Here is a 26,317-nt window from a genome sequence, read left to right on the forward strand (position 1 = left end):
GCGGCCAGGCCCGAGGCCGTGCGGGCCTGCAATCAGAAATGCCATACGCATACGAGGAGACAAATCTTGAGCTTCCTGAAATCGTCGAGCGCGCGCGACCGCGCTCAGCATCCCGTGCCGTGGGCCGCAGCGTTGGTCGCGGCAGGGTTCTGCGGCGCTTCGCCGGTCCATGCCCAGCAGGCACAGAAGGAGGAATTGAGGCAGATCGTGCAACCGGCCGGCGGCATGGCCTCGTCGCCGTCGAGCCTGACGCTGTACGGTCTGGTGGACACCAGCCTGGCCTTCGCCAGCAATGCCGGAGGGCGGGTGCGGCGCATGGACAGCGGACACATGAACGGTTCGCGCCTTGGCTTCAAGGGCAGCGAGGATCTCGGCGCAGGCCTGCGCGCCAATTTCCTGCTGGAGATGGGCTTCAACTCCGACGCCGGGACCCTGGGACAGAACCAGGGCGCGGGTGCCAAGTCTTTCGGCCGGGGCTCGGTCGTCGGTCTTTCGGGGCCGCTTGGGGAAATCCGCCTGGGGCGCACCGTGGTGGCGATCGGTTCGGAGGTGCAGGCGGTCGGCGACGCCTTCGGACTCGGTGGTGGTGGCAACCTGCAGGGCATCCAGCCCGCGCCGGGGCGCGTCAACAACACCATCTGGTACCAGACGCCGAGCTTCGGCGGCTTCCTCGCCAAGATGTCGTATTCGCCTGGAGAAACCACGGTCACAAGCAACGGCACGGGACGCTTCAAGGCCGGCGCGAGCACGGCCGTGTCGGTGTTCTACGCGAGCCGCGGCCTGAGCGCTGCCATCGGCTATTCCACCTACAAGCAGTTGGCGGACGCCAGCACCTTGCGCTGGTTCCACTCCGCGGCTGCCTACGACTTCGGCGTGGCCAAGCTCTTCGGTTCGTACGCAACCTTCCGCAATCCTGGCATGGCCACGACGCCGGCGACCCAGGCTGCAGCGGACAACAACCTCATGTTCGCGGGTTTTCCATTGGTGGGCTACTACAGTGGGCAGAACGACCGCAGCGGCTCCATCGGCATTGCCGTTCCCTTCGGGGCGAGCACGGTGCTCGCACAGGTGGTGCGGGTCGATGACAGGGGGCCGCTGAATCGCGACGCGACGCAGTTCGGCATCGCCTATATCTACGCGTTGTCCAAGCGCACCAGCCTCTACGCCGACTACGGGCGCGTGCGCAACCGCAACGGTGCGGCATACGCGGTGACCGGTGCCACCACCCAGGCGGGCCTCGGCAGCAGCGGCAACAGCCGCGCCACCCACGTCGGCGTGCGCGTGGCGTTCTAGCGCGCACCGGCGGCTTGCCAGCCCGACATCTGCAGCGAACCCATGAGCGTGTTGCCCAGGCCGCCGTCGATCACCAACTCGGCACCCGTGATGTACGCCGCATCGCGGCCGAGCAGGAAGGCTGCCGCGCCGGCCATGTCCTGCGCTTCGGCGAGTCGTCGCAGCGGCACGCGTTGCTCGCGCTGCCGCCGCGCGGCGGGGCTGGCATGCGCGGCGGCAGTGCCGGGTGTGAGCGTGAGGCCGGGCGAGATCGCGTTGACACGGATGCCATCCGTTCCCCACTCGTTGGCCAACTGCTTGACCAGCATCAGCGCCGCGGCCTTGCTCGGGCTGTACGCCCCCAGCGGCGAAGTGGCGTGCGTGCCGGAGATGGACGCAGTCAGAAGGAACGCGCCCCGCGAGTCCTTCAATGCCGCGTGCGCGGCTTTCGCCAGCAGCCAGGGTGCGCGCACGTTGACTGCGAAGACGCGGTCCCACGACGCCAGCTCGTACGTTGCGAGTTCGCCGGGAATGGCGAAGCCTGCGTTGCTGACCACGGCATCCAGTCCCCCGAACGCTTCGAGCGCAGCCACCACGAGGCGCGGCGTCAGCGCCGGATCGCAGAGGTCACCGGTCAAGACCAGCGCCCGGCTGCCGAGCGTGTGCAGTTCGTCGGCCAGCATGTCGAGTTCGCCGTGGTGCTGGTCGATCAGCGCGAGCTGCGCGCCACCATGCGCCACAGCGTCGTGCGCGAGCCGCTGTGCGATGGCCCGCCCGATGCCGCGTGCGGCGCCTGTCACGAGGCAGCGCATCCGCGTACCTCCATGCAGGGGGTCTCGGTCGCGCAGGGGCGCGACGGCTTGTGCAAGACGCCGGACGCTTTCTTCATGGGTGAACCTTCGAAAGTAGGTTGGTGGGGCTCGTCCCATGATGCTCGCCTCATGGTTCACCCGCTAGAGAAAGGGCCGATGCGGTCACTACTATCACATGTGTGATTCCGGAAGGAGATCGATGCCCGCAGGCACAGTCAAATCGGCCACACGCGTGTTGCAGGTGCTGGAATATTTCGCGCAGGTGCGCAAGCCATTGGCCCTCAAGCAGATCAGCGAGGCCTTGGGGTATCCGCAGTCCAGCACCACAGTGCTGCTGAAGAACCTCATCACACTGGGCTACCTCAACTACAACCGCGCCGACCGCGTCTATTTCCCCACGCCGCGCGTAGCGTCGCTGGGCGACTGGGTCACGCAGGCGCTGTTCGGGCAGGGCCGCATCGTCGAGGTGATGCGCGACCTTCACAGCGTCACGGGCGAGACCGTGTCGATCTGCATGCTCAACGACATCTACCTCCAGTACATCCGAGTGATCCAGTCGACGCATCAGCTGCGCTTTCACACGGACGAGGGAAGCATGCGGCCCCTGACTCTCTCGGCAGCGGGATGGCTCCTGCTGACCGATCGCTCCGATGCGGAGATCGAGAACCTCGTGCGCCGCGCCAACATCGCGGCATCGCGTAAGGAGGACCGCGTGGCGCTGGATGTCATCGCGCCGCAGGTGGCCGATGCGCGCGAGCGCAAGTCGCTCTACATGGAGAACATGCCGCTGCTTGGCGGTGCCACCATCGGGGTGGTGTTGCCGTGCCGGGTACAGGGGCGCATCGCGGTGCTGGGCATGGGCGGCACCATCGAGCGCATGCGGCCGAACCGTGCGCGCTACACGGCCCTGATGCGAAGGCTGGTACAGCAGCTGGACGAAGGCGCGCAGGCATAGAGAGGGGCTTCTTGACCTTCCTCAGAAAATCATGGATGTGATGTTTTCGAGCGCCGATGTGATTTTCTTGATGGCCTGAAAAGCGCTGGGCATCATTTCTCCTGAGTGCATCGCCGTCCGTCGAGGGCGGAACAAACAGGAGACAGACATGACAGCCGAGGCCCGCACCCTGCATCCATCCACCCCCGCATCGCGCCCGCAGCCGGGCACCAGGAGGCTTGACGTGGTCGTCGTCGGCGCCGGTTTCGGGGGTATGTACGCGATCTACCGTTTTCGTGAAATGGGCCTCAGGGTCCAGGGCTTCGAAGCGGGCGCCGATGTCGGTGGCGTCTGGTACTGGAACCGCTATCCGGGCGCGCGCGTCGATCTGCCGAGCATCGACTACAGCTTTTCCTTCTCGCCGGAGATCGAGCAGGAGTGGACCTGGTCGGAGCAGTTCGCGGCCCAGCCCGAGCTGCTGCGGTACATCAACTTCGTGGCCGACCGGCTCGACCTGCGCCGGCAGATCCAGTTCAACACGCGCGTGACCCGCGCGGTATGGGACGAGGTGCGCAAGCTTTGGAGCGTGACGACCGACAAGGGTGAAAGGTACGAGGCCACCTACTGCATCATGGCGACCGGTCCGCTGTCGATCCCGAAGGATCCTGAAATTCCGGGTGTCGAGCGCTTCCAGGGGCAGTTGCTGCGCGCGGCCAAATGGCCACACAAGCCTGTCGACTTCACAGGCCGGCGCGTGGGGGTCATCGGTACGGGATCGACCGGCATCCAGATCGTCCAGGAGGTGGGCAAGGAGGCCGGCGAGCTCTTCGTGTTCCAGCGCACGCCGAGCTTCACCATGCCGATGCGCAACGAGGCGCTCGAGCCGGACTACGTGGCCGAGGTCAAGCGCAACTACGCCGGCATCCGCGAGTCCGCGCGCAACAGCGCGGTGGGTGGCGTGCGCCCGCAATCCACGCGCGCGTTCTTCAGCGTGACGCCGAAACAGCGCCGGCAGCTGCTGGAGGATGCGTGGAAGAACGGTGGCCTGGCCATGCTCGGCACCTTCGCCGACTTGTTGACAAACCCGGAGGCCAACGAGCACGTGGCCGAGTTCGTGCGCGGCAAGATCGACGAGATCGTGAAAGATCCCGAGACGGCCGAAAAACTGAAGCCGCGCGGCTACCCCATCTTCGCGAGGCGCCCTTGCCTGGACAGCAGCTACTACGAGACCTTCAACCGGCCGAACGTGCACCTGAAGGATTGCCTCTCGGATCCCATCGAGGAAATCACTGAGCGCGGCGTGAGAACACGCTCGGGCGAGGTCGAGCTGGACGCACTCATCTTCGCCACCGGCTACGACGGCCTCACGGGCGCACTGCTGGCCTTCGACATCATTGGGCGCGACGGACGCACGATGAGCGACAAGTGGAAGGACGGTGCGCGCTCGCACCTGGGCCTGATGATGGAAGGCTTTCCCAATCTCTTCATGACTACCGGGCCGAACGGACCGGCCGCGCTCGCCAACATCATCCGCATCAGCGAGCACGACGTCGACTGGATCGCGGCGGCGATGACGCACATGGACCGGAACGGGCTGTCGACCATCGAGCCGACGCCGCAGGCCGAGCAGGCCTGGATGGACATCGTCTTCGCGCTTTCGCAGCGCTCGCTGCTGCTCAAGGCCAAGACTTGGTATGTCGGCGCCAACGTGAAGGACAAGCCGCAGGGGCTCACGCTCTTCACGGGCGGGTTCCACAAGTACAGGGAGTACTGCGCCGCGGCGACGCAGGGCGGCTACCGCGACTTCGTCTTCGATCACGCGCAGGAGGCGCTCGCGGCTTGAGCCCGGCGTGTTGCCATGGAGGGCGGTGGCGGCATCGCCTTCCAGGGCCTCGTTCAGCCCTGACCCGCGAGACGCGGGGGGGTCGGAAAACCTACACCGCCAGCGTGCCGCCGTCCACAGGCAGGGTCGTGCCGTTGACGAAGCTCGCAAGCCCGGAGGCAAGGAACACCGCGGGGCCCGCGAGTTCGTGGGGCTGGCCCAGGCGGCCGGCTGGAATGCGTTGCATGAAGCGGCCCAGGCGCGCGGGGTCGGCGCGCGTCGCCTCGGTCATGGGGGTCTCGATCACGCCCGGTGCCAGCGCGTTGACGCGGATGCCGTCCGGCGCGAGGTCGAGCGCCAGTGTCTGCGTGAGCATCTTCACCGCGGCCTTGGAGGCCGAGTAGCCCAGCGCGCCGCCTTGCGCGATGAACGCGGCGCCCGACGCCACGTTGATGATGCAGCCGCGCGTGCGCCTCAATGCCGGCAGCCATGCGTGCACAGTGTTGAAGACGCCGAACAGGTTCACGTCCATGGTGCGGTGCAGGTTCTCCTGCGCGCGCGGGCTGTCGATGCCTTCGCGGATGATCACGCCCGCGTTGTTGACCAGCGTGTCGATGTCGCCAGCGGTGTCCTTCACCGCTTCCGCCAGCGCGAGGCAGGCCTGGGCATCGGACACGTCCAGCGCATAGGCCCAGCCCTCCGTGCCCGCGGCCCGCACCGCCTCGAGTGTCTCGGCGCAGCGCTCGCTGCGCAGGTCCGTGACCACGACGCGCGCGCCCGCCTGGGCGAAGGCGATTGCGATGGCGCGGCCGATGCCGCTGGCGGCGCCGGTGACCAAGGCCAGGCGGCCGGAGAGCAGCCCGGGCGTGGCGGGCCAAGTCGGGGGAAGGTCATGTGCCATTGGCGGTGCCTCGGTCAGGGTGCCGTGGCCGCGCGACGCTGGCGGCGGGTGGCGAGATGCGAATGGATCTGGCCGACGATGCCCTTGCGGAACATCATGACGACCAGCACGAAGACGACGCCCTGGATGATCAGCACCCATTCGGCGAACGATGCGAGGTAGTTCTCCATCGACACGATGACGATGGCGCCGACGACCGGGCCCAGCAACGTATGCATGCCGCCGACGATGCAGATCAGCAGCGCCTCGCCGGAAGTGGCCCAGTGCACGTCGGTGAGCGAGGCCAGCTGGAACACCAGCACCTTGAGCGAGCCGGCCATGCCCGCCAGCGCGGCCGACAGCACGAAGGCCAGCAGCTTGTAGCGGTTGACGCGGTAGCCCAGTGACTGGGCGCGCGGTTCGTTGTCACGGATCGCGCGAAGCACCTGACCGAACGGCGAGTGGACCACGCGGTGGATCAGCCAGAAACCGAAAACGATCAGCGCGGTGACGAAGTAGTACAGCACCATGGTGTCGTGCAGCGAGAACAGCCCCAGCACCATGGGCCGAGGAATCTCCTGGATGCCGTCTTCCCCGCCCGTGAAGGGCATGCGAAGCGCGATGAAGTACACCAGCTGCGCGAAGGCCAGCGTGATCATGGAAAAGTAGATGCCCTGGCGGCGGATCGCCAGCAGGCCGGTGAACAGGCCCAGCAGCGAGGCTGTCGCGATGCCCGCGAGGATGCCGGCCGCGCCGTCCCAGCCCCAGACCTTGACCGCATGTGCCGTGATGTAGCCCGCCGCGCCGTAGAACATCGCGTGCCCGAAGGACAGCAGCCCCACGTAGCCGACCAGCAGGTTCACCGAGGCGGCCAGCAGCGCGAAGCACATCAGCTTCATGAGGAACATCGGATAGACCGCCAGGGGAGCAAGCGCGAGCAGCGCCACGGCGGCGGCCAGCAGTGCGATGTTCGTGCGGCGCGAAAGTGCGTCCATGTCGGGTTCCTCAGTGGGCGCGGCCGAACAGGCCGTGGGGACGGACGGCGAGGACCAGGATCATCACCACGAAGATGACGACGCCGGCACCGTCCGGATAAAAGATCTTCGTCAGGCCCTCGATGGCGCCGAGGCCGAAGCCGGTGACGATCGAACCGAGGATCGAGCCCATGCCGCCGATCACCACCACTGCGAACACCACGATGATGAGGTTCGACCCCATCAGCGGGCTCACCTGGTAGATGGGCGCGGCCATCACGCCGCTGAGCCCGGCCAGGCCCACGCCCAGGCCGTAGGTCAGCATCAGCATGCGCGGCACGTTGATGCCGAAGGTGCGCACCAGCGGCGCGTTCTCGTTGGCGGCGCGCAGGTAGGCGCCGAGCTGCGTCTTCTCGACGAAGTACCAGGTGCCCAGGCACACCGCCAGCGCGGCCACGATGACCCACACGCGGTACAGCGGCAGGAAGGTGACGCCCACGTCCAAGCCGCCCGACAGCGGGTTGGGGTAGGGCTGGCCGCTCACGCCGAACTGCAGGCGGAACGCGCCCTCCATGAGCAGGGCGACGCCGAAGGTCAGGAGCAGCGCGTAGACATGGTCGAGCGCGTACAGCCGCCTGAGCATCCAGCGCTCGAACAGCAGGCCGAAGGCGGCCACCACCAGGGGCGCGATGACGATCGCGCCCCAGTAGCCGATGCCGAGGTATTCCAGCAGGCCCCAGGTGACGAAGGCGCCGAGCATGTACTGCGCGCCATGCGCGAAGTTCACCACCCGCAGCAGCCCGAAGATGATCGACAGCCCGAGGCTCATGAGCGCGTAGAAGGCGCCGTTGATGAGGCCCACCATCAGTTGCCCGATCAGTGCCGCCAGGGGGATTCCGAATAGCCCGTCCATCGTGATGTGTGTCCGTGTTCGTCTGAGGGATGGCGGCCGTGCTCAGAGTCCCAGCAGGGACTCGACGTGGCCGCGCTGCGCGCCGAGTTCGTCGCGATGGAAATGCGCCACGACCTGGCCTTCCTCGATCACGTAGAAGCGGTCGGCCAGCGTGGAGGCAAAGCGGAAGTTCTGCTCCACCATCAGCACGGTGAAGCCGCGCTCGCGCAGCATGCCGATGGTCTGCCCGATTCGCTCGACGATGACCGGCGCGAGGCCTTCCGTGGGTTCGTCCAACAGCAGCAGCCGGGCCCCGGTGCGCAGGATGCGCGCGATGGCCAGCATCTGCTGCTCGCCACCCGACAGCCGCGTGCCGGGGCTGTGTCGGCGCTGCTGCAGGTTGGGAAAGAGCGCGTAGATCTCGTCGATGCCCAGCCCGCCCGGGCGCAGCACTGGCGGCAGCATCAGGTTTTCCTGCGTCGTGAGGCTCGCGAAGATGCCGCGCTCCTCCGGGCAGTAGGCCAGTCCGAGCCGTGCAATCGCTTCGGGCTGCAGGCCGATGGAGGATGTCGTGCCGACGTGGATGCGTCCTTCGCGGCGCCCCAGCAGGCCCATGATCGCGCGCAGCGTGGTGGTCTTGCCCGCGCCGTTGCGTCCGAGCAGGCAGACCACCTCGCCCTCGTGCACCTCGAGGTCAATGCCCTGCAGCGCCAGCGTCTCTCCATACCAGCCGCGCAGGCCTTCCACTCGCAGCATGGGCGTGGTTTCGGTGACCTCAGGCATGCGCGCCCCCCACGTAGGCCTCGATGACGCGTGGGTCGCGCGACACCTCGTCGTAGCTGCCTTCGGCCAGGACCTCGCCGGCCTGCAGCACGGTCACGCGATCGCACAGGGCTTCGATGACCTTCATGTTGTGCTCGACCATCAGCACGGTGCGGCCCTTGGCCGCGTCGCGGATCAGTTCGACCACCGGGGCGATGTCCTCGTGGCCCAGACCGGCCATCGGTTCGTCCAGCAGGATCATCTCGGGGTCCATCGCGATCGTGGTCGCCAGCTCCAGCGCGCGCTTGCGGCCGTAGGGCAACTCGCCGGCCTGCGTGTCGCGCCAAGGCGCGAGCCCCACGCGTTCGAGCAGTTCCATGGCGCGCGCGTCTAGGCTGCGCAACACCCGCGCGTTGCGCCAGAACGCGAAGCTGCCGCCCGCCTTCTTCTGCAAGGCGACGCGCACGTTCTCCAGCACCGTCATCTGGCCGAACACGGCGGAGATCTGGAAGGAGCGCACCAGGCCGGCCATGGCGACCGAGGCGGGGTTGCTGCGCGAGATGTCGCGGCCATTGAAGACCACCTGCCCGGCGGAGGGCCGCAGGAAGGTGGTCAGCAGGTTGAAGCAGGTGGTCTTGCCCGCGCCGTTGGGGCCGATCAGCGCATGCACGGAATGCCGACGCACGCGCAGGTCGACGTTCTTCACGGCGAAGAAGCCGCTGAACTGCCGGCTGAGTTGCCGCGCCTCGAGGATGGTGTCCATGACGGGGACGGTGCCTGCGTTCAGAGGAAGGCGTGCGTCACGCCGCCGTCTACCAGCAGCGACTCGCCGGTGATGAAGCTGCTGTCGGACGAGGCGAGGAAGCAGGCCGCCCTGGCGACGTCGTCCACGGCCCCGAGGCGCTTCATCGGCGTCTTGGCGAGACGGACCTTGACGTGCTCGGGCGTCAGGTTGATCTTCACGCCCTCGGTTGCGATGGAGCCCGGACAGATCGCGTTCACGCGGATGCCGCGCGGCCCCAGGTCGGTTGCCGCCGAACGCGTGAGCCCCAGCACGCCGGCCTTCACGCCGCAGTACAGCATGCCTTCGGGCAGGCCCAGGTAGGCCGCCGACGAGGCGATGTTGACGATGCTGCCGCCTTCGCCCATGGCTTCGGCCGCCACCTGGATGCCCCAGGCGACCGAGTTGAAGCCAGTGCCGACCATGCGCTCGAGCATCTCGGGCGTGATGGCTTCGATGGGTCCGTAGCGCACCCAGATCGCGTTGTTGACCAGGATGTCGAAGCTGCCGAACTGCTGCTTCAGCGCCGGGATGGACTGAGCGAAGGTGTCGCGGCGTGCCACGTCGCCGCCGAAAGCCACGGCACGGCCGCCTTGCGCCTGGATGGCCTCGGCGGCTTCGCGGGCCAGGTCTTCCTGTCGGTCGAGCACGCCGACGATGGCGCCTTCGGCCGCCAGGGCCTCCGAGATGGCGCGGCCGATGCCACGGGCGCCTCCGGTGACGAGCGCCACCTTGCCTTCGAAACGTTGGGTCATGTCGTCTGCCTTCATTCAGTTGGATGGGGGGACGTCGGCGAAGCGGGCCTCTTCGAGCCCGCGCACGCCGGCGCCGTGGATGGCGAACACCGCGCCGGCGTCCGGATGGTCGCTGCGCAGCAGGTTGCCGCTGTTGCTGATCGAGGTGACGTAGATCACGTCGAGATCGGGGCCGCCGAAGCAGGGGCAGGTGACGTAGGTCACCGGCAGCTGGATGGTGCGATCGAGCCGTCCCTCAGGCGTGAATCGTGCGAGCTGGCCTGTCTGCACGAGCGCCACCCAGAGGTGGCCTTCGGCATCGACGGTGGCGCCGTCGGGCGCCGAGTCGAGCGCGCGTGTGTCCACCAGCACTTCGCTCGGCCCCGCGGTGCCGGTGGTCCGGTCGTAGGGGTAGCGGCGGATCTGGTGCGTGTGGCTGTCCGCGAAGTAGAGCCAGCGCCCGTCGGGGCTGAAGCAGGTGGCGTTGGCCAGCATGATGCCGGTGTCCAGCGTGGTCACTGCAAGGTCCGGGGCCAACTGGTACAGCGCGCCCGCGGGTTCGGCGCGGCCCAGGGTCATCGAGCCCACGACGAAGCGGCCTGCGCGGTCGGTGCGGCCATCGTTCAGGCGCATGCGCCCGGCGGCATGCGTGATGCCCGCTCCTGCGGGCACGAGCGAGCCGCTGCCGGGGTCGAGCAACCAGAAGTCGTCTTCCAGCGCCAGCAGCAGGCGGCCGCTTTCGCACAGCGCGATGGAGCCGATGTGCTGCGGCGCCTGCCATTGCGCGCTCGCGCCGGTGGCGGGGGTGTGGCGCCGCACGTGCTGCGCGCGACCGTCGATCCAGTACAGCGACTGGCTGCGCACGTCCCACAGCGGGCATTCGCCGAGCAGGTCGCGCCCGGGCACGAGGATGTCGATGCGCAATCCCATGGTGCTTGGTGCTTTCTGGTCTTCATGTGTGCGGTGGCGGGCAAGGGAGGCTCACTTGGCCTTGATGAAGTCGCAGCTGCTCTCGGCCAGCGGGCGCCAGGTCTGCTCCTGCGGGATCTCGGCGCGCACGGAGTAGTAGTCGTTCGCGCCCTTGGATTCGGCCGGTTTCTTCACCTGCACGGCATAGACGGGGCGAAGTGCCTGGCCGTCCTCCCGGATCTTGACGTCCTTCGAGAAGAAATCGTGGATCGGCATGGCCTTCATCTTCGCCGCGACCGTGGCGCCGTCGTCGGTGCCTGCGGCCTTGACGGCATTCAGGTAATGCAGGGTCGCACTGTAGGCACCGGCATGGATGTAGGTCGGCACCACGCCCTTGTTGCGGGCCATGAAGCGCTTGGACCATTCGCGCGAGGCATCGTCGCGGTCCCAGTAGAAGGGCACCGTGAGCTGCAGGCCCTGGGCCACGTCCAGGCCCATCGCAGCGACGCTGTTGATGGTCATGCCGAACACCGACACCACCTGGCCGTTGCGCGTGAGCTTGTATTCGGCCGCCTGCTTCAGCGCGTTCGACAGGTCCAGGCCCGCGTTGAGGATGACGATGGCCTGCGCGCCGCTGGCCTGCGCCTGCAGCAGGTAGGACGAGAAATCGGTGGCGCCCAGCGGGTGCTTGACCGAGCCCACCACCTTGCCGCCCGCGGCCTGGATGAACCGGGTGGCGTCGTCCTGGAAGGCCTGGCCGAAGGCGTAGTCCACGGTGATGAAGTAGAAGCTCTTCACGCCCTGCTTCATCAGGCTCTGCACGCCCGCCTTGGGCAGCGCATAGGTGTCTGTGAGGAACTGGAAGTTCATCGGCGAGCACGACTTGTTGGTGAGCTCCGCGCTCACCGTGCCGGCAATCAGGTACGGCTTCTTGCGCTCCTTGAGCAGCGAGGACACGCCCAGCGCGATGGAGGAGGCCGAGCCGCCGACGATGGTGTCCACCTTCTCGGTGTCCAGCCATTTGCGCGCGATGTTCAAGCCCACGTCGGGCTTGTTCTGGTCGTCGGCCACCAGCACCTCGATCGGCTTGCCGAGCACCTTGCCGCCGAAGTCCTCGACGGCCATCTTCACGGCCAGCGAGGAGCCGGGGCCGCCATTGCCCGAGTAGGGGCCTGTCTGGTCGGCCATGACGCCGATGCGCACCACGTCGTCGCTGACGGCGCTGCCTTGTGCCGAAGCGCCCGCGCAGGCGAGCAGGGCGACCATGCAGGCCGCGAGGCGGAATCGATGTTGCATGCTTGTCTCCGTTGTGTGTGTAGGTGCTGTCGCTTGAAACCTGGTTGCTGCGCGGGCGTCCGGGCTCGCGGGGGGGAGGGCGAACGCCTCAGGCGCCGGGCACGTCGGTGGGCAGCCGGTGGTCGCGAAACTGTTCACGCAGCCGGGTCTTCTGCAGCTTGCCGGTGGCGGTGTGGGGCAGCTCATCGACGAAGACCACGTCATCGGGCATCCACCAGCGGGCCACGCGGTCCTGCATGAAGCCGAGGATTTCCTCGGCCGTGACCTGCGCGCCGTCATCAGGCACCACGATCAGCAGCGGGCGTTCCTGCCACTTGCTGTGGTACGCGCCGATGACGGCGGCTTCCTTGACCTTGGGGTGGCCGACAGCGAGGTTCTCCAGGTCGATGGACGAGATCCATTCGCCGCCGGACTTGATGACGTCCTTCGAGCGGTCGGTGATCTGCACGTAGCCGTCCCGGTCGATCAGCGCGACGTCGCCGGTGGCGAACCAGCCATCGGCATCGAGCACCGCACCGGGCTCCTGGCCGTAGTAGGCAGAGACAACCCAGGGGCCGCGGACCTTCAGTTCTCCCGGTGTGTGCGCATCGTCGGGCAGCCGGTGTCCTTCGCTGTCGAAGACCGCGATCTCGACGCCGAAGATGGCCCGCCCTTGGCGCGCCTGCACGTCGAAGCGTTTTTCCAGGGCAATGCCCTCGTGGCGCGGCAGCAGATTGCAGATCGTCGAAAGCGGGCTGGTCTCGGTCATGCCCCAGGCCTGGATCACATAGGCGCCGAACAGATGCTCGAATTTCTCGATGATGGCGCGCGGCGCGGCGGAGCCGCCAACTACAACGCGTTCGAGGCACAGGGCGGCGCGCGCGGTCGCGTCGAGCTTCTCGGCGTGCTGGAAGAAGCCGAGCCACACGGTCGGCACACCGAGCGAGAAGGTGCAGCGCTCGTCGCGCATCAGCTCGAAGAGGCGCTCGCCGCCAAGGTCCGGCCCTGGCAGCACCAGCTTGGCACCGCACATCGCGGCTGCGTACGGAATGCCCCAGGCGTTCACATGGAACATCGGCACCGCGAGCAGCACGCTGTCGCGCGTGCCCAGTTGCAGACCGTCGGCCGCGCACGCCGCCCACGAGTGCAGCACGGTCGAGCGGTGGCTGTAGAGCACGCCCTTGGGGTTGCCGGTGGTGCCGGAGGTATAGCAAAGCGAGGAGGCCGTGTGTTCGTCGAGGGCGGGCCAGCGGGCCAGCGGCTCGGCGTCATTCACGAGGTCTTCGTAGCAAAGCAGCGGGCTGGGCAGGTCCAGCGCCGGCAGCTCCTCGCGGGAGCACAGGGCAACGAACGCCTTGACGGACCCCAGTTGGGGCGCGACCTGTGCGAGCAATGGCGCGAAGCCGAGATCGAAGAAGAGCAGTTCGTCGGCCGCGTGGTTGACGATGTAGCTGATCTGTTCGGGAAAGAGCCGCGGGTTGACCGTGTGCAGCACCGCCCCGATCCCCGAGACGGCGTAGTAGAGCTCCAGATGCCGATGCGTATTCCAGGCCAGCGTCGCGACACGCGCGCCGGGCTGGATGCCATGTGCCTGCAGGGCCGAGGCCAGCCTGGCCGCACGCTGCGCCACCTGTCGCCAGTTTGTTCGCTCGCACTGTTGCAGGTTGACGTGCGAGACGATTTCCACGTCTGGATGGTGTCGCGCCGCATGCTCCAGCAGCTTGGAAATCAGGAGCGCATTGCTCTGCATCAAGGCGTTCATCTCGTTGTCTCGTGTCTTTCTTCTGTCACGTCGAGCGATGGGCTTGGCATTGTTTTTACATGCCGGCCGGTAAGTTAAGTCATGCTAGCAGCTTTGATTGCCTGCCACAACGCGGGCCGGCCCCGGGGGAAACCCGGGGTGCCCGCGGCGAAGTAGAAGTGAGCCACCGTGCACGCCCACGCATCAGCACATTCGGCAATTGCACTGCAGCACGCAGATCACCCCAGCTTCGCCGATCTGCTGCCACGGCGGTCCGAGCACCAGCGCATCGAACTGGGGAGGGGCGGGCTGAGGGTGATGCCGCTGTCCTTGGGCCAGACGAACTTGTCCTGGTGCAGGCGTCGTGCCGACAGCCAGATTCCGATGCCGTCGTGCACCAGGACCTTCATGCGATTGGCGAACAGGTAGGGCTCGGAGGTTCGGGGGCGAGCATCGCGCACATGCTGTGCAAATCCTCGCACGCATTACGGATGTATCGGTACTAGCCGGCTCGCTGAGGTCGAGATGCGATCCATGCATCAAGCTCGTCTTCTCTATATCCCGAATCAGTTTCTTGGCATTCCAGGGAGGCGCAGGCTGTTAGTTTGGGGGCGTCTGAAAGTCGGCCAGCCACATTTGTTCCCAGAAACACCCGGTGAGCGTCCGGCCTCGTATTGGCCTAGCGAGAATGAATGCATGTGGGGGCGACGTGTGCGTAAGCGAACTGCTCTGACGCACGTGATCGAAACACTGGCTGCCGTGAAGAGCGACGGTGTGGAGCGGGCTTTGAGGCCTACCACAGGACTACATCTGCAGCATCTTCCCTGGATTCATGATGCCTCGGGGATCCAATGCGCGCTTGATGTCTCGCATGAGTTCGATGGCCTCGCCGTGTTCGATTTCGATCTGTCCGATGCGGTGCAGGCCGACGCCGTGCTCGCCGGTGCAGGTGCCTCCGAGGCGGATCGCACGCAGCGCCACGTCCTCGGCCAGGGCCTCCGCCTTGCGTCGCGCCGTAGGATCGGTGTCGTCGTAGATGATGCCCAGATGGAAGTTGCCATCGCCCACGTGGCCGACGATGGGTGCGTACAGGCCGCTCTCCCGGATCGCGGCCTCGGTCTCGGTGATGCATTCCACCAGCGCGGAGATAGGCACGCACGCATCCGTACCCATGGAGCTCCAGCCGGGGTGCATCGCGAGGTTGGCGTGGTAGCAGGAGTGCCGCGCCTTCCACAGCCTCGAGCGGTCTTCGGGCTGGTGGGCGTAGCGAAATCCGCTGCCGCCGTTGTCGAGCGCGAGCGCTTCCACCGTCGCGACCTGTTCCGCCACGGCGCTCTCGCTGCCGTGAAACTCGATGAACAGGGTGGGGCGAGCCTCGAATTCGTCGAGCTTCGAATAGCGGATGCAGGCGTCCATCTGCACGTCGTTGAGAAGCTCGATGCGCGCGACCGGCACGCCCAGCTGCAGCGTGGCGATCACCGTGTCCATGGCGGCGCGCAGGCTGTCGAACTGGCACACGGCTGCCACTACGTGCTCGGGCAAGCCGAACAGGCGCAACTGCACCTCGGTGATGATCCCCAGCAATCCTTCGCTCCCGACGTACAGCCGTGTCAGGTCGAGCCCCGACGCCGACTTGCGTGCGCGCGTGCCGGTACGCACGATGCGCCCGTCGGGCGTGACCACCGTCAGGCCCATGACGGTTTCACGCATGGTGCCATAGCGCACCGCGGCGGTGCCGGAGGCCCGCGTCGAGGCCATGCCGCCCAGCGACGCGTTGGCGCCGGGATCCACCGCGAAGAAAAGTCCGCTGGCGCGCAGGTGCTCGTTGAGCTGCTCGCGCGTCACGCCCGCCTGCACGCGGCAGTCCATCGATTCGGTGGAGACCTCGAGCACGCGGTCCATGCGCGAGACGTCGATGCAGACGCCGCCGTGGATCGCCGCGACGTGCCCCTCCATCGAAGTGCCGCTGCCGAAGGCGATGACCGGCACCGCCTCGCGGTGGCACAGCTTCAGGGCGGCCGCCACTTCCTCGTTGGTCAGAGGGAACAGGACCACGTCGGGCTGGCCGGGGTCCGGCAGGCCCTCTCCATGGCTGTGGTGCGCGCGCACCGCCGCGGACGTGACGGCACGATCTCCGAAGATCGCGCGGAACTCGGGCATGAGGGATTCGACTGCGGCTGCAGTCTGGGCGAGTGTCTGGTGAAAGGCCATGGTCTCTGATGGGTGGTCGTGTCAGGCCCCGAGGTAGGCGTCCCGCACATGGTCGTCGTGCAGCAGCTGCGCGGCGGAGCCTTCGAGGGCGATCCGCCCGCCTTCGAGCACGTAGCCCTGGTCGGCCACGCTCAGTGCCGCGAATGCGTTCTGCTCGACGATCACGACAGTGCGGCCGGCGCGCGCGATGCGGCGGATGTCGAGGAACATCTCGGTCGTGAGCTTGGGCGACAGGCCCATCGACGGTTCGTCCAGCAGCAGGATGCGGGGACCGGCCATCAGTCCGCGTGCGATCGCCAGCATCTGCTGTTCTCCGCCGGAGAGCACGCCGCCCATCTCGCCAGCCTTGCGCTTGAGCACCGGGAACAGCTCGTAGATCTCGTCCAGCGTGGCACTGATCGCGCCCTTGTCGCGCCGGCGCACGTAGGCGCCGACCTCCAGGTTCTCCTTGACGCTCAGGGTCGAGAAGATGCGTCGGCGCTGGGGCACGCAGGCGATGCCCGAAGCCACGATCTGCTCCACCGAAAGCCCGCCAATGTCCTGGCCTGCGAATTCCACGCGCCCCGCGCCGGCCTTGAGCCGGCCGACGATCAGGTTCAGCGTGGTTGACTTGCCCGCGCCGTTCGCGCCGATGACCGCGACGATCTGGCCCGCATAGGCGCGGATCGACAGGTCGAACAGGATCTGCACCTTGCCGTAGAACACGTCGACATGCGAGAGCTCGAGTTCGGGCCGTTCGGTGACCATGGCACGCGGCAGGTCTGCTTGCATCATGGGGTTCCTCGCTGCGTGGGGCTCAGAACTTGACCGCCGAGCGAACGACCGGCTGACCGCCCTTGATCTCCACGATGTTGACCTGCCGGTTGCAGTCGCCGGCCTTGTCGCACTTGTAGTCTGCGAGCAGGCCGCTGTAGCCCACCCTGGAGAACGCCTCGCGGATCTTCTCGACGTCGGAAGACCGCGCCTCGTTGATGGCCTTCGCGGCAAGAATGGTCGCGTCGTAGTAGGTGGCGGACCAGACGTCAGGCGCCATCCTGTACATCGCCTCGTACTTCTTCACGAAGGCCTGCACGGCGGGGTTGGGATCCGTCGGCACGAAGTAGGAGGCGCTCATCGAGCCTTCCGCGGCGCTGCCGGCCAGCTTGAGGAACGCTTCCTCGGACAGCACGGCGCCCGCGAACTTGAAGGGCAGGCCGAACTGCTTGGCCTGGCGCAGGATCAGCGCCGCATCCGTGTCGTGCGCCCACAGGATGACCAGCTCCGCACCGGCCTTTTGCAGCTTGGCGAGCTGTGCCGAGTAATCCTTGTCGCTGGGGTTGTGGCTTTCCACGGCGACGGGCTTGAGCCCCAGCGAAGCCATCTGGGCGACCACGCGCGCCTGCCCCGACTTTCCGAAGTCGTCGTTGGCATAGAAGATGGCCGTCTTCTCCCCAGCCTTGAGTTCCTTCTGGGCATAGGCGATCAGCGCCTTGGCCTGCACGTCGTCGTCGGAGCGGGTGCGGATCACGTAGTTGCAGCCGCTGTGCGTGATGGCCACCGACGTGCCGCCGGTGAGCGACACCACCTTGCCGTTGCAGTAGGTCTTCTGCGTGGCCATCTGCGTGACCGAGTAGTGCGGGCCGATCATCACCGGCACCTTGCCGACCTGCATCAGCTTGTTCACCGCGTTGATCGCGCCGTTCGGGTTGTCGCCCTGGTCGTCCTCGAACACGACCTCCAGCGGCTTGCCCAGCACGCCGCCCGCGGCGTTGATCTCCGTGACCGCCAGCTCCACGCCTTGCTTGAAGTTGCGCCCGACGAGCGCCTTGGGGCCCGTCTGCGGCAGCGAGACGCCGATGAGCGCATCGGCCATCGCGGGCAGCGACAGCGCGAGCGACGCTGCGGCGATCCATGCGCGGCGTGACGAGGGAAGGGTGGTTTTCTTCATGCTTTTGTCTCCAGTGGATGGCGCGGTGCGCATTAATCTGAGAGGGAACGAAAACTGGGAGGGCGCACGGCCGGCGGCTCAGCCCGCCACCGGCTGGACGGCGAGCGGGCGTGCGGTCTCTTGGGGCACGCGTTCGCCCAGGTAGGCCTCGATCACTGCCGGCGTGTTCATGACCTCGGCCGGCGCGCCGTCCGCGATCTTGTGGCCCAGGTTGAGCACCACGACGCGGTCGCACATGTTCATGACCAGCTTGATGCGGTGCTCCACCACGAGAATCGACATGCCCTGCGCGCGCAGGTGCTGCAGGATCTGCGCGAGTTCCATGATCAGACCGCCGCGCAGCCCCGCCGCCGGCTCGTCGAGCAGCAGCAGGCGGGGCTTGTTGACGATCGCGCGCGCCATCTCCACCAGCCGGCTCTGTCCGAAGGACAGGTCGCCGCCGCGCCGGTAGGCGAGGTGCGCGACGCCCATGCTGTCCAGGGCTTCGAGCGCCGCCGTGCGGCAAAGCGTTTCGCGCGAACCGGGCACGCCCCTCGGTGGTTGCCACGCGACCATGACGTTCTCCAGCACCGTCATGGATTCCCAGAGCCGCACGTTCTGGAAGATTCGGGCCACGCCCTTCGCGTGGATCGCCCATGGCGCGTGGTTGTCGATGCGCTCGCCTGCCAGTTCGATGCCGCCTTCCACGCCCACGGTGCCCGAGCAGGCGTTGATCATGGTCGACTTGCCCGATCCATTCGGGCCGATCAGCCCGAGGATCTCGCCGCGGCGCACGTCGAAGGCGACGTCGTCGAGGGCCTTGACGCCGCCGAAGCTGCGCGACACGCGGCGCACCTGGAGCAGGGGCTCGCCGCTCACGGGCACCGGCGTGCGGCCGGCCAAGGCCGCGCTCGCGGCGGATGCGGCCGCACCGAGGTTCAGCGGCGCGGCGGGCGCTTCGCCCACCGGCTCGCGCCGGCCCGTCAGGAACGCGCCGAGCAGCCAGTCGCCGACCACGCCGAGGCCGCGCGGCGCAAGCAGCAGGATCGCCACCACGCCGATGCCGAACGCGGCCAGGTAGTAGGTCTGCAGGCCGCGCAGTGCCTCGGGCAGCACGGTGATCACCACCGCGCCAAGGAAGGTGCCGGCGATCGAACCCAGGCCGCCGAGCACCACCATCAGCATCACCTTGATGCTCTCGAAGACCGTGAAGTTGTTCGGTGCTGCGAACCCGACCAGCAGGACGTAGAGGCCGCCTGCGAGCGAGGCCCAGACGCTGCACACCGCGAAGGCGATGGTCTTCACGCGGCGCGAATCGACGCCCATGGCCTCGGCGGCGATCTCGTCGTCGCGCACCGCACGCATGTCGCGGCCGAGGCGCGAGCGCTGGAGCCAGACCATCGCGGCGTAGGCCACCAGGCTCAGCACGAGTAGCGGAAAGTAGAGCTGCTTGTCGATGTGATCGCCCAGCGCAGGGATGTTCAGCGTCGGGATGTCGCGCATGCCCATCGGCCCGCCGGTGAGGGCTTCCTCGTTGAGCGCGACCATGCGGAAGATCTCGTTGAGCGCGAGCGTCACGATGGCGAGGTAGTGGCCCTTGATGCGCGTGCTCACCGCGCCCAGCAGCACGCCCACGGCGGCGCTCAACAGCATGGCGGCCGGCAGCGCCAAGAACCAGGGCAGCGACAGGCGCATCATGAGCAGCGCCGTCGCATACGCGCCGAAGCCCACGAGCGCGGCCTGGCCGAGCACGATCTGCCCGGTGATGCCGGTTGCCACCTGCAGGCCCAGCGCGGCGATCGCGAAGATCCACGCCAGGTTGAGCACGTGCAGGTAGTAGATGTTGAGATCGAGTGCGATCGGCAGCGCCAGCGCGGCGAGCACGGCGACCCACGCCAGGGGGCGCATCCAGGTGTTGTGCATGATGGACTCCTCAGGCGCGGTCGGCGTTGCGTTCCGGAAGGATCCCCTGCGGGCGCAGCAGCAGGAAGATCAGCAGCACGCCGAACGCGATCGCGTCCTTGTAGGTGGAGGAGATGGTGAAGGCGCCGACGTTCTCGATCACCCCGAGCAGGACGCCGCCGAGGATGGCCCCCGGCACGCTGCCGAAGCCGCCGATGATCATCGCAACGAATCCCTTCAGCCCCACGAGCGTGCCCATCTCGGTCGTCACGTAGAACAGCGGCGCGAGCAGGATGCCCGCGAGCGCGGCCAGCACCGAGGAGAACGCGAACGTGCCGGCCAGCACGCGGTTGACCGGAATGCCCATGAGTTGGGCGGTCTCGCGATCCAGCGCGGTGGCGCGCATGACCTTGCCGATGGTGGTGTAGCGCAAGGCCAGGTATTGCAGCACCATCACCAGCACCACGATGACCATGATCACGAGCTGCTGCACCGGAATGCGCAGGCCGCCCAGGTCGATCACGCCGTCGCCGAAGGGGCTGGCGTACAGCAGCGGTTCGGGCCCGTAGATGATGCGGGCCATCTCCTTGAGGAAGATGCCGAAGCCCACGGTCGCGATGATGGCCACCAGTGCCCGTTGCCGCTGGAGCCGGGCGAACACCAGCCTGGAGAACAGCGCCCCCAGCAACGCCATCACAGCGGCGGTCAGCAGCGCGGCGAGCCAGAAGGGCAGGTGCATGCTCGTCGTGAAGGTGGCGACGAAGACGAACGCGGAAAAGGTCAGGAACTCGCCGGCCGCGAAGTTCACGATCGCCATCGTGTTCCAGACGTAGGCGTAGCCGAGCGCGATCAGCGCGTAGATGCAGCCCATGGCGAGGCCGCTGACGATCACTTGTCCGAGCATGTCGATCTGTCTCCGTGTTCGTTTTTCTTTGGCGAGGGGCGCGCGCGGGTGCCGTCAGAGCGCTTCGACCATGCGCAGCAGCGCGACCATGCCGGGGTCGTCCAGGCCGATGGTCTTGTCCGCGAACATGCGTGCACGGCCCATGCGGTTGGGCTTGTCGCGGAAGGCGTCGAGCGATCCGCGCAACGCCGCGCCGGCGAGCGCGAGGGCGGGAGCATCGGCCGCGGCACCGGACAGGGCGCGCTGGATCGCATCCAGGCCGTCGAGCACGGTCTTGTCGCCGAGGGCGGCGCCGCCGCGCGCGGACAGCGTAGTGATCACTCCGGACAGCAGCGCCGCGACGTCCTGCGCCGAGAGCAACTCCCTGCCGGCACAGTGCTTGCCGGCCGTCATGAGCGCGACGGTCAGCAGCGTGCCGAAGCTCGAGCCGGAGGCCTTCGCCGAGGCCTGCGCGCAGCGCTTGAAGATGCCTTCCAGCGAGTCGGGTGAAGCGGGTGAAACGGGCAGCGCCTGCTCCATCAGCGTGGCGCACTTGTCGAGCGTGGCGCCGAGATCGGCGTCGCCCAGGCGGCCGTCGAGGGCGTTCAGTTCAGGCGCGGCGGCATGCATGGCGGCGCACCAGCGCGGCACCGCGCGGGCTAGGACGTTGGCATCGAGCATCACCGCACGCTCCAGAACGGACAGGTTGCGGGCGCTGTCAGCAGTGCCTCGAGGTCGGCGTCCAGCTTCATCACGCTGAGGGAGGCGCCGGCCATTTCCATCGAGGTGGCGTAGCGGCCCACGAGCGAGAAGGCGATGTCGACGCCGCGCCCGGCGAGCACGGTCGCAATGCGGCGATAGAGGATGTAGAGCTCTTCGGACGGCGTGGCGCCCAGGCTGTTGACCAGCACTGCCAGGCGGTCGCCGCGCGAGACCGCCAGTTCGGGCAGCACCCGCTCGAGCATCTCGTCGGCCAGGGCGTCGGCGGTCTTGAGCGGGCCGCGCCAGATGCCCGGCTCGCCGTGGATGCCCATGCCGAACTCCACTTCGTCGTCAGCGATCTCGAACGAGGGCTTGCCGGACTCCGGCACCACGCAAGGCGTGAGCGCGACGCCGATCGTGCGGCAGGCGTCGTTGGCCTTGCGCGCCGTGGCGGCCACCTCCTCGAGCGTCGCGCCCGCGGCCGCCCTGGCGCCGGCGGCCTTGTAGACCAGCACGAGGCCTGCCACCCCGCGGCGCTTCTCGCGCTGCTCGGGCGGCGCGCTCGCCACGTCGTCCGACACGCGCACCGAGGCCGTCTTCATGCCCTCGAGTTCCAGCATTTCGGCGGCCATCTCGAAGTTCATGCGGTCGCCGCCATAGTTCCCGTACAGCTGCAGCACGCCGGCACCGCCATCGGCCGCGCGCATCGCCTCGATGCAGTCGTCCATGCGCGGTCCGGCGAACACGTTGCCGACGGCGCAGCTGTCCAGCAGGCCTTCGCCGACGTAGCCGAGGAAGACGGGCAGGTGGCCCGAACCGCCGCCGGTGACGATGCCGACCTTGCCCGCGACGGCGCCGCCGCGCCTGACCACCACGCGGCCGCCTTCGCCGCGCCGCGCCAGCTCCGGATGCGCCAGACAAAGTCCGTCGAGCATTTCGTCGACGTAGGCCTGAGGGTCGTTGAGGATCTTCTTCACGTTGCTGTCTGCCTTGCTATGGGTCTACGGAGTGCCCCTGCATGCGGGCGCGTCCGCGCGCCGGTGGCGGCCGGGCCGCACCGTGCGAATGGATGAATGTGCGAGGGCTTCTTGCGCATTCGCAGGCACGCGGCCCGCGATGCGCAGAAGCACGGTCTTCAGTCGACCTTGAGGCGGCCGTCCCGCGTGGCCTGCGTGGCCAGCGCGTATTCGGCGTCGAGGATCCGCGCGAACTCCTGCGGCGTGCTCGACAGCGCGACGCTGCCGAGTTCGCGTGCGCTCGCCACGGTCTGCGGGTCCTTCACGGCCTGCGCGAGCGCCGCGGCCAGCTTGTCCTGGATGTCCTTCGATGTTCCTGCCGGTGCGAGCACGCCCACGTAGGTCGTGCCGTCGATGTCGCCGAACCCGAGCTCCGCGACCGTCTGGACGCCTGGCAGCGAGGGGTCCTGCGTCGGACCCAGAACCGCCAGGGCCTGCAGCGCGCCGCCCTTGATGTGTTGCAGCGAGCTGGTGACCTGGTCGAAATGCACGTCGACCTGGCCGCCGATGACGTCCACCAGCGCGGGGCCGGAGCCCTTGTAGCTGACCGTCGTGAACTTCGCCTTCAACAGGCTCTCGAGCTGGAGCAGCGCCAGGTGGTTGGGCGTGCCGGGCCCCGAGTGCGCCGCCGTGACCTTGCCATCGCCGGAGCGCGCATAGGCGGCGAACTCCTTGAAGTTCTTGAAGCGGGTTTCGTTCTTGCGCGCAAGCAGCACCATGGAGCTCTTGTTGACCAGCCCCAGCGGCGCGAAGCTCGCACGGCTGTAACTGGTCTTGACCATCTCCGGCACGGTGACGATGACGCCGGCCCCGCACAGCAGCAGCGTGTAGCCGTCGGCCGGCGAGCGCGAGACCTGCATCGCGCCGATCGAGCCGCCGGCGCCTGCGCGGTTGTCCACGATCACCGATTGGCCCAGCACCTTGCCGAGGGCGACGGCGACGGTGCGCGCCACGATGTCCGTGTTGCCGCCCGGCGCGAAGGGCACGACGAGCGTGATCGGCTTGGCCGGAAAGCCCTGTGCCCACGCGGTGGGCAGCAGCGTGGTTCCCAAGGCTGCAGCGGCGCCCATGCCGAGGATCTGCCGACGCTGGATTCTCATGTTCATGTCTCCTGTCTTTCTTGTTTGCGGGGCCTGCTTCAGGCGTCGAAGCGCAGGACGTCTTCCATCGCGGCCTCGATCTTCCTGCGCTGCTCCTCGCCGGTGGCCGGCATCGGCGCGCGCGGCAGGCCGGCCTGGCAGCCCTGCAGCGTGATAGAGGTCTTGATGTTGGCAGGCAGGTTGTCGCCGACCAGCGCGTTCCAGAATGCCAGCATCGACTTGTGCATTTCCAGTGCCTTGACGTGGTCGCCGGCCTGGACCGTGTTCCACAGGTTCACGCAGACGCCGGGCAGGGCCGCGGGCGTGGCGGCGATGGTGCCGTGGGCGCCGAGCGCGAACGACGAGTACAGCAGGGCATCGACGGCGGAGAACACCTTGCAGCCTTCGGGAACGCCCAGCAGCAGGTCGGCCATGAGCTTGAGGTCGCCCTGGCTCTGCTTGATGCCCTGCACGCCGGGCAGCTCCTTCATCAGGCGGATCATCTGGGCCGGGTTCAGGTAGTTCCAGGGCACCACGTTGTAGATCACCACCGGCGTGTCGACCGCCTCGGTCAGGGCCTTGAAGTGGTTGTGGGTGGCCTGCTCGTCGGGCTTGAAGAGATAGTGCACCGGCGTGACCTGCAGCGCCGCGACCGGCAGATGCGCGATCGCCTTGGCGCGGTTGATCGCGTCGCGGGTGCTGTTGGAGATGATGCCGGCGACGATCGGCACCTGGCCTGCCACCTCGGCGGCGGTGATCTCCATGACGCGCTTGAACTCGTCGACCGTGAAGGTGTGACCTTCGCCGGTGCTACCGCCGGGGCACACGCCGTGGACCTTCTTGTCCAGATTGAAGCGGATGACCTTGCGGTAGGCCGCTTCGTCGATGCTGCCGTCGGCGGTGAAAGGGGTGACGAGGGGAGGGATGACGCCGGTGAGACCGAGACCCATGGAACTGCTCCGTTCTGAATGCCTGTGGATTGAAGACACGGCTGCTGCCGCGCTGGTATCGGACTATACGCCGACTAACATGTTAGATGAATGTCAGTATTAACCCTAGATCGAGGACAATGCGCTCCAAGGCCCTCAGCCCCTTACGATGACCCCATGAACATTCCCGCCGCAGCCTTGTCCGAGCCCACCACGAAGCCCTCGTCCCTTGGCGGCGAGGGCGAGCCGGTGAACCAGCGCAGCCGCGCCTACCAGGGGTTCCGCCAGCAGATCATCGATGCGCGGATCCGGCCCGGGCAGTTCGTCTCCCAGCGCGAGCTGATGGAGCTGCTGGAGATGCCGCTGGCGGCCGTTCGCGAGCTCGTGCCGCGGCTGGAGGCAGCTGGTCTGATCAAGACGGTGCCCAAGCGCGGACTGCAGATCGCCTCGGTCGACATGAAGCTGATTCGCAACGCATGGCAGGTGCGGGCCATGGTCGAGCGCGAGGCGGTGATCAACTTCGCCCGCGTGGCAAGCCCCGAAACGCTGGCCCGGCTGATCGAGCGCCATGAAGCCATCCTAGAGCGCGCCCTGCAGCCCCAGCCCGACGCGACGCTGGAGCGAGACGCGCAGGCCGTCGACTGGGGCCTGCACGATCTCATGGTCGACACGATCGGCAACGAGATCCTCTCGGAGATCTACCGCGTCAACAGCCTCCACGTCCGGCTGATCCGCTACGACGCGGATTCGATGCGGCCCGTTCAGGTCGTGCCCGCGATGCGCGAGCACCTGGAGTTCCTGCATGCGCTCGCGTCGCGGGACTTCGACGCAGCGCTTGCGCACATGATGTCGCACATCGAACAGTCCAAGCACAGGGTGCTGGCGGGCATGCTGCGCGTCGGCCAGTAGACGCGCAGCGAGGCCAAGTGCATCGTGGTCATCAAGGAAGGAAAACTCTGCGCGCCCTGGCTCAATCAGGCGCTCGCCGGCCGGGCGGCGACGGAGTAGCGCAATTGGCGCAGGGTGGGTTGCATGGAGGCCGTCTCCGGAGGGGCCTTCTGGGTCACGCCGCGGCTGTCGACCAGGTCGACCACAACGGCGCGCAGCACGTCGCAGGCTGTTCTGGCTTTTGGTGCCGGCTTGCTCAAACGCACAGCGCTCGCGGTTGTTGCGTGGACAGGCGTGGTTTCACCCCGAAGCCGGCGCCCGTATTCCTCCAACAATGAAGTCAATCAGTGCGGTTCGGATAGTCTGGCGGTCGGCTGCCGTGGCCTTGCTGCCCGAAAGGCGCTGAAGGCGGCTTGTCCGTCCCCTGTCGCTCAACGAGAGCACGACGGTGCTGACCATCAGCATGTAGCGCAGGTACATCAATTCCAGCGGAATCTCCGGCACTGCGTCGTGCAGGGCCGCGACGAATTGCTTGGCCATCGGATCGAAGTGCTTCTTGATCACGCGCTCGGTCATGGCTGAAGGCGCCAGGCGATGTTTCAGGATCAGCTGCGCGAGCAGTTGGCCCTCGGTGGCGGCATCGGGTCCGACGTATGGGGCAACGAATGCGTCCACGATATCTTCGACATCGGGCTTGTGTCCGGTCGCCTCGGCAGCCGAGGTGAGTTCTTGCAGCGCGCGTGTGCGACGTTTGTTCACACGTGCGGAGAGTTCGCCGAAGACGGCTTCCGCCAGCGCCTCCGTGCTTCCGAAATGGTAGTGGATCGCCGCGACGTTGACCCCCGCGTGGCTGGTCAAGGCGCGGACAGGGACGCCGTCGATGCCCTTCTCGGCATAGAGCGCCAGCGCGGAATCAATGATCTTCTGCTGTGTCAGGCGATCGGATGAGGGAGACGGTCGTCCAGGCATATCCACAAGAAGGAGGAAAAGGAGCCGGTTCCGGAGCTGTCGTA

At 67.3% G+C, this 26,317-nt stretch carries 26 protein-coding genes; 4 read left to right on the forward strand and 22 right to left on the reverse strand.

Annotated features, from left to right (window positions below; all coding sequences use genetic code 11):
- Window positions 1–66: 66 nt before the first annotated feature.
- Window positions 67–1,293 carry a porin gene (locus tag ABL838_RS32410; protein WP_418126391.1) on the forward strand — a complete coding sequence of 409 codons (1,227 nt, stop codon included), beginning with the start codon at window positions 67–69 and terminating at the stop codon, window positions 1,291–1,293.
- Here the strand turns inward: ABL838_RS32410 and ABL838_RS32415 are convergent.
- Window positions 1,290–2,084 (reverse strand): SDR family NAD(P)-dependent oxidoreductase, encoded by a 795-nt coding sequence (locus ABL838_RS32415; RefSeq protein WP_418126392.1) that lies wholly within the window; start codon window positions 2,082–2,084, stop codon window positions 1,290–1,292. The genes ABL838_RS32410 and ABL838_RS32415 overlap by 4 nt on opposite strands.
- 199 nt (window positions 2,085–2,283) lie before the next feature.
- Between ABL838_RS32415 and ABL838_RS32420 the strand changes: the two genes are divergently transcribed.
- Together ABL838_RS32420 and ABL838_RS32425 are read left to right on the forward strand one after the other, a co-directional pair.
- On the forward strand, window positions 2,284–3,039 hold the full coding sequence (locus tag ABL838_RS32420) for an IclR family transcriptional regulator (RefSeq protein ID WP_418126394.1): 756 nt from the start codon (window positions 2,284–2,286) through the stop codon (window positions 3,037–3,039).
- 148 nt (window positions 3,040–3,187) lie between these two features.
- Window positions 3,188–4,861 carry a flavin-containing monooxygenase gene (locus ABL838_RS32425; RefSeq protein WP_418126396.1) on the forward strand — a complete coding sequence of 558 codons (1,674 nt, stop codon included), beginning with the start codon at window positions 3,188–3,190 and terminating at the stop codon, window positions 4,859–4,861.
- A 91-nt stretch (window positions 4,862–4,952) separates the two neighbouring features.
- On the opposite strand, the gene ABL838_RS32430 is transcribed toward ABL838_RS32425, so the two are convergent.
- From ABL838_RS32430 to ABL838_RS32520, 19 genes are all read right to left on the reverse strand, one after another.
- Window positions 4,953–5,741: an SDR family NAD(P)-dependent oxidoreductase gene (locus tag ABL838_RS32430; protein ID WP_418126397.1), complete on the reverse strand. Its 789-nt coding sequence runs from the start codon at window positions 5,739–5,741 to the stop codon at window positions 4,953–4,955.
- 14 nt (window positions 5,742–5,755) lie between these two features.
- Entirely contained in the window at window positions 5,756–6,715 is a 960-nt protein-coding gene (locus tag ABL838_RS32435; protein ID WP_418126399.1) for a branched-chain amino acid ABC transporter permease, read from the reverse strand.
- Window positions 6,716–6,725: 10 nt separating this feature from the next.
- Window positions 6,726–7,607, reverse strand: a complete 882-nt coding sequence (locus ABL838_RS32440; protein ID WP_418126401.1) for a branched-chain amino acid ABC transporter permease — start codon at window positions 7,605–7,607, stop codon at window positions 6,726–6,728.
- 42 nt (window positions 7,608–7,649) lie between these two features.
- The gene (locus ABL838_RS32445) at window positions 7,650–8,369 is read right to left on the reverse strand and encodes an ABC transporter ATP-binding protein (RefSeq protein WP_418126403.1); all 720 of its coding nucleotides are present in this window, start codon (window positions 8,367–8,369) and stop codon (window positions 7,650–7,652) included.
- Window positions 8,362–9,111, reverse strand: coding sequence for an ABC transporter ATP-binding protein (locus tag ABL838_RS32450; RefSeq protein WP_418126405.1), 750 nt, complete (start codon window positions 9,109–9,111; stop codon window positions 8,362–8,364). The genes ABL838_RS32445 and ABL838_RS32450 overlap by 8 nt, the downstream gene beginning before the upstream one ends.
- Before the next feature lie 20 nt (window positions 9,112–9,131).
- The gene (locus ABL838_RS32455; RefSeq protein WP_418126407.1) at window positions 9,132–9,884 is read right to left on the reverse strand and encodes an SDR family NAD(P)-dependent oxidoreductase; all 753 of its coding nucleotides are present in this window, start codon (window positions 9,882–9,884) and stop codon (window positions 9,132–9,134) included.
- Between the two features lie 15 nt (window positions 9,885–9,899).
- Window positions 9,900–10,793, reverse strand: coding sequence for an SMP-30/gluconolactonase/LRE family protein (locus ABL838_RS32460; RefSeq protein ID WP_418126409.1), 894 nt, complete (start codon window positions 10,791–10,793; stop codon window positions 9,900–9,902).
- A gap of 51 nt (window positions 10,794–10,844) precedes the next feature.
- Window positions 10,845–12,068, reverse strand: a complete 1,224-nt coding sequence (locus ABL838_RS32465; protein WP_418126411.1) for an ABC transporter substrate-binding protein — start codon at window positions 12,066–12,068, stop codon at window positions 10,845–10,847.
- An 88-nt stretch (window positions 12,069–12,156) separates the two neighbouring features.
- Complete coding sequence (locus ABL838_RS32470; protein ID WP_418126413.1) at window positions 12,157–13,809, reverse strand: long-chain-fatty-acid--CoA ligase; 1,653 nt, start codon at window positions 13,807–13,809, stop codon at window positions 12,157–12,159.
- A 218-nt stretch (window positions 13,810–14,027) separates the two neighbouring features.
- Window positions 14,028–14,198, reverse strand: a complete 171-nt coding sequence (tnpB, locus tag ABL838_RS32475; RefSeq protein ID WP_418126416.1) for an IS66 family insertion sequence element accessory protein TnpB — start codon at window positions 14,196–14,198, stop codon at window positions 14,028–14,030.
- A gap of 394 nt (window positions 14,199–14,592) precedes the next feature.
- Window positions 14,593–15,999, reverse strand: a complete 1,407-nt coding sequence (locus ABL838_RS32480; RefSeq protein ID WP_418126418.1) for an FAD-binding oxidoreductase — start codon at window positions 15,997–15,999, stop codon at window positions 14,593–14,595.
- Between the two features lie 21 nt (window positions 16,000–16,020).
- Window positions 16,021–16,773 carry an ABC transporter ATP-binding protein gene (locus ABL838_RS32485; RefSeq protein WP_418126420.1) on the reverse strand — a complete coding sequence of 251 codons (753 nt, stop codon included), beginning with the start codon at window positions 16,771–16,773 and terminating at the stop codon, window positions 16,021–16,023.
- A gap of 22 nt (window positions 16,774–16,795) precedes the next feature.
- Window positions 16,796–17,926, reverse strand: a complete 1,131-nt coding sequence (locus tag ABL838_RS32490; RefSeq protein WP_418126422.1) for an ABC transporter substrate-binding protein — start codon at window positions 17,924–17,926, stop codon at window positions 16,796–16,798.
- A 78-nt stretch (window positions 17,927–18,004) separates the two neighbouring features.
- The gene (locus ABL838_RS32495) at window positions 18,005–19,828 is read right to left on the reverse strand and encodes an ABC transporter permease subunit (RefSeq protein ID WP_418126424.1); all 1,824 of its coding nucleotides are present in this window, start codon (window positions 19,826–19,828) and stop codon (window positions 18,005–18,007) included.
- 10 nt (window positions 19,829–19,838) lie between these two features.
- Window positions 19,839–20,711: a branched-chain amino acid ABC transporter permease gene (locus ABL838_RS32500; protein ID WP_418126426.1), complete on the reverse strand. Its 873-nt coding sequence runs from the start codon at window positions 20,709–20,711 to the stop codon at window positions 19,839–19,841.
- Between the two features lie 54 nt (window positions 20,712–20,765).
- The gene (locus ABL838_RS32505) at window positions 20,766–21,371 is read right to left on the reverse strand and encodes a DAK2 domain-containing protein (RefSeq protein ID WP_418126428.1); all 606 of its coding nucleotides are present in this window, start codon (window positions 21,369–21,371) and stop codon (window positions 20,766–20,768) included.
- Complete coding sequence (locus ABL838_RS32510; protein WP_418126430.1) at window positions 21,371–22,369, reverse strand: dihydroxyacetone kinase subunit DhaK; 999 nt, start codon at window positions 22,367–22,369, stop codon at window positions 21,371–21,373. The genes ABL838_RS32505 and ABL838_RS32510 overlap by 1 nt, the downstream gene beginning before the upstream one ends.
- A gap of 158 nt (window positions 22,370–22,527) precedes the next feature.
- On the reverse strand, window positions 22,528–23,508 hold the full coding sequence (locus ABL838_RS32515; RefSeq protein WP_418126432.1) for a Bug family tripartite tricarboxylate transporter substrate binding protein: 981 nt from the start codon (window positions 23,506–23,508) through the stop codon (window positions 22,528–22,530).
- A gap of 38 nt (window positions 23,509–23,546) precedes the next feature.
- Window positions 23,547–24,437 carry a dihydrodipicolinate synthase family protein gene (locus ABL838_RS32520; protein WP_019655277.1) on the reverse strand — a complete coding sequence of 297 codons (891 nt, stop codon included), beginning with the start codon at window positions 24,435–24,437 and terminating at the stop codon, window positions 23,547–23,549.
- A gap of 156 nt (window positions 24,438–24,593) precedes the next feature.
- Here ABL838_RS32520 and ABL838_RS32525 point away from each other — a divergent pair, with 156 nt between their 5' ends.
- On the forward strand, window positions 24,594–25,325 hold the full coding sequence (locus ABL838_RS32525) for a GntR family transcriptional regulator (RefSeq protein WP_418126434.1): 732 nt from the start codon (window positions 24,594–24,596) through the stop codon (window positions 25,323–25,325).
- Between the two features lie 65 nt (window positions 25,326–25,390).
- Here ABL838_RS32525 and ABL838_RS32530 read toward each other — a convergent pair whose 3' ends face one another.
- A complete protein-coding gene (locus ABL838_RS32530; protein ID WP_418126436.1) occupies window positions 25,391–25,564 on the reverse strand; it encodes a hypothetical protein in 174 nt (57 codons plus the stop codon).
- Between the two features lie 40 nt (window positions 25,565–25,604).
- Entirely contained in the window at window positions 25,605–26,273 is a 669-nt protein-coding gene (locus ABL838_RS32535) for a TetR/AcrR family transcriptional regulator (protein ID WP_418126438.1), read from the reverse strand.
- Window positions 26,274–26,317 lie beyond the last annotated feature (44 nt).

It is taken from the genome of Variovorax sp. 160MFSha2.1, assembly GCF_048305075.1.
Lineage (GTDB): Bacteria > Pseudomonadota > Gammaproteobacteria > Burkholderiales > Burkholderiaceae_C > Variovorax > Variovorax guangxiensis.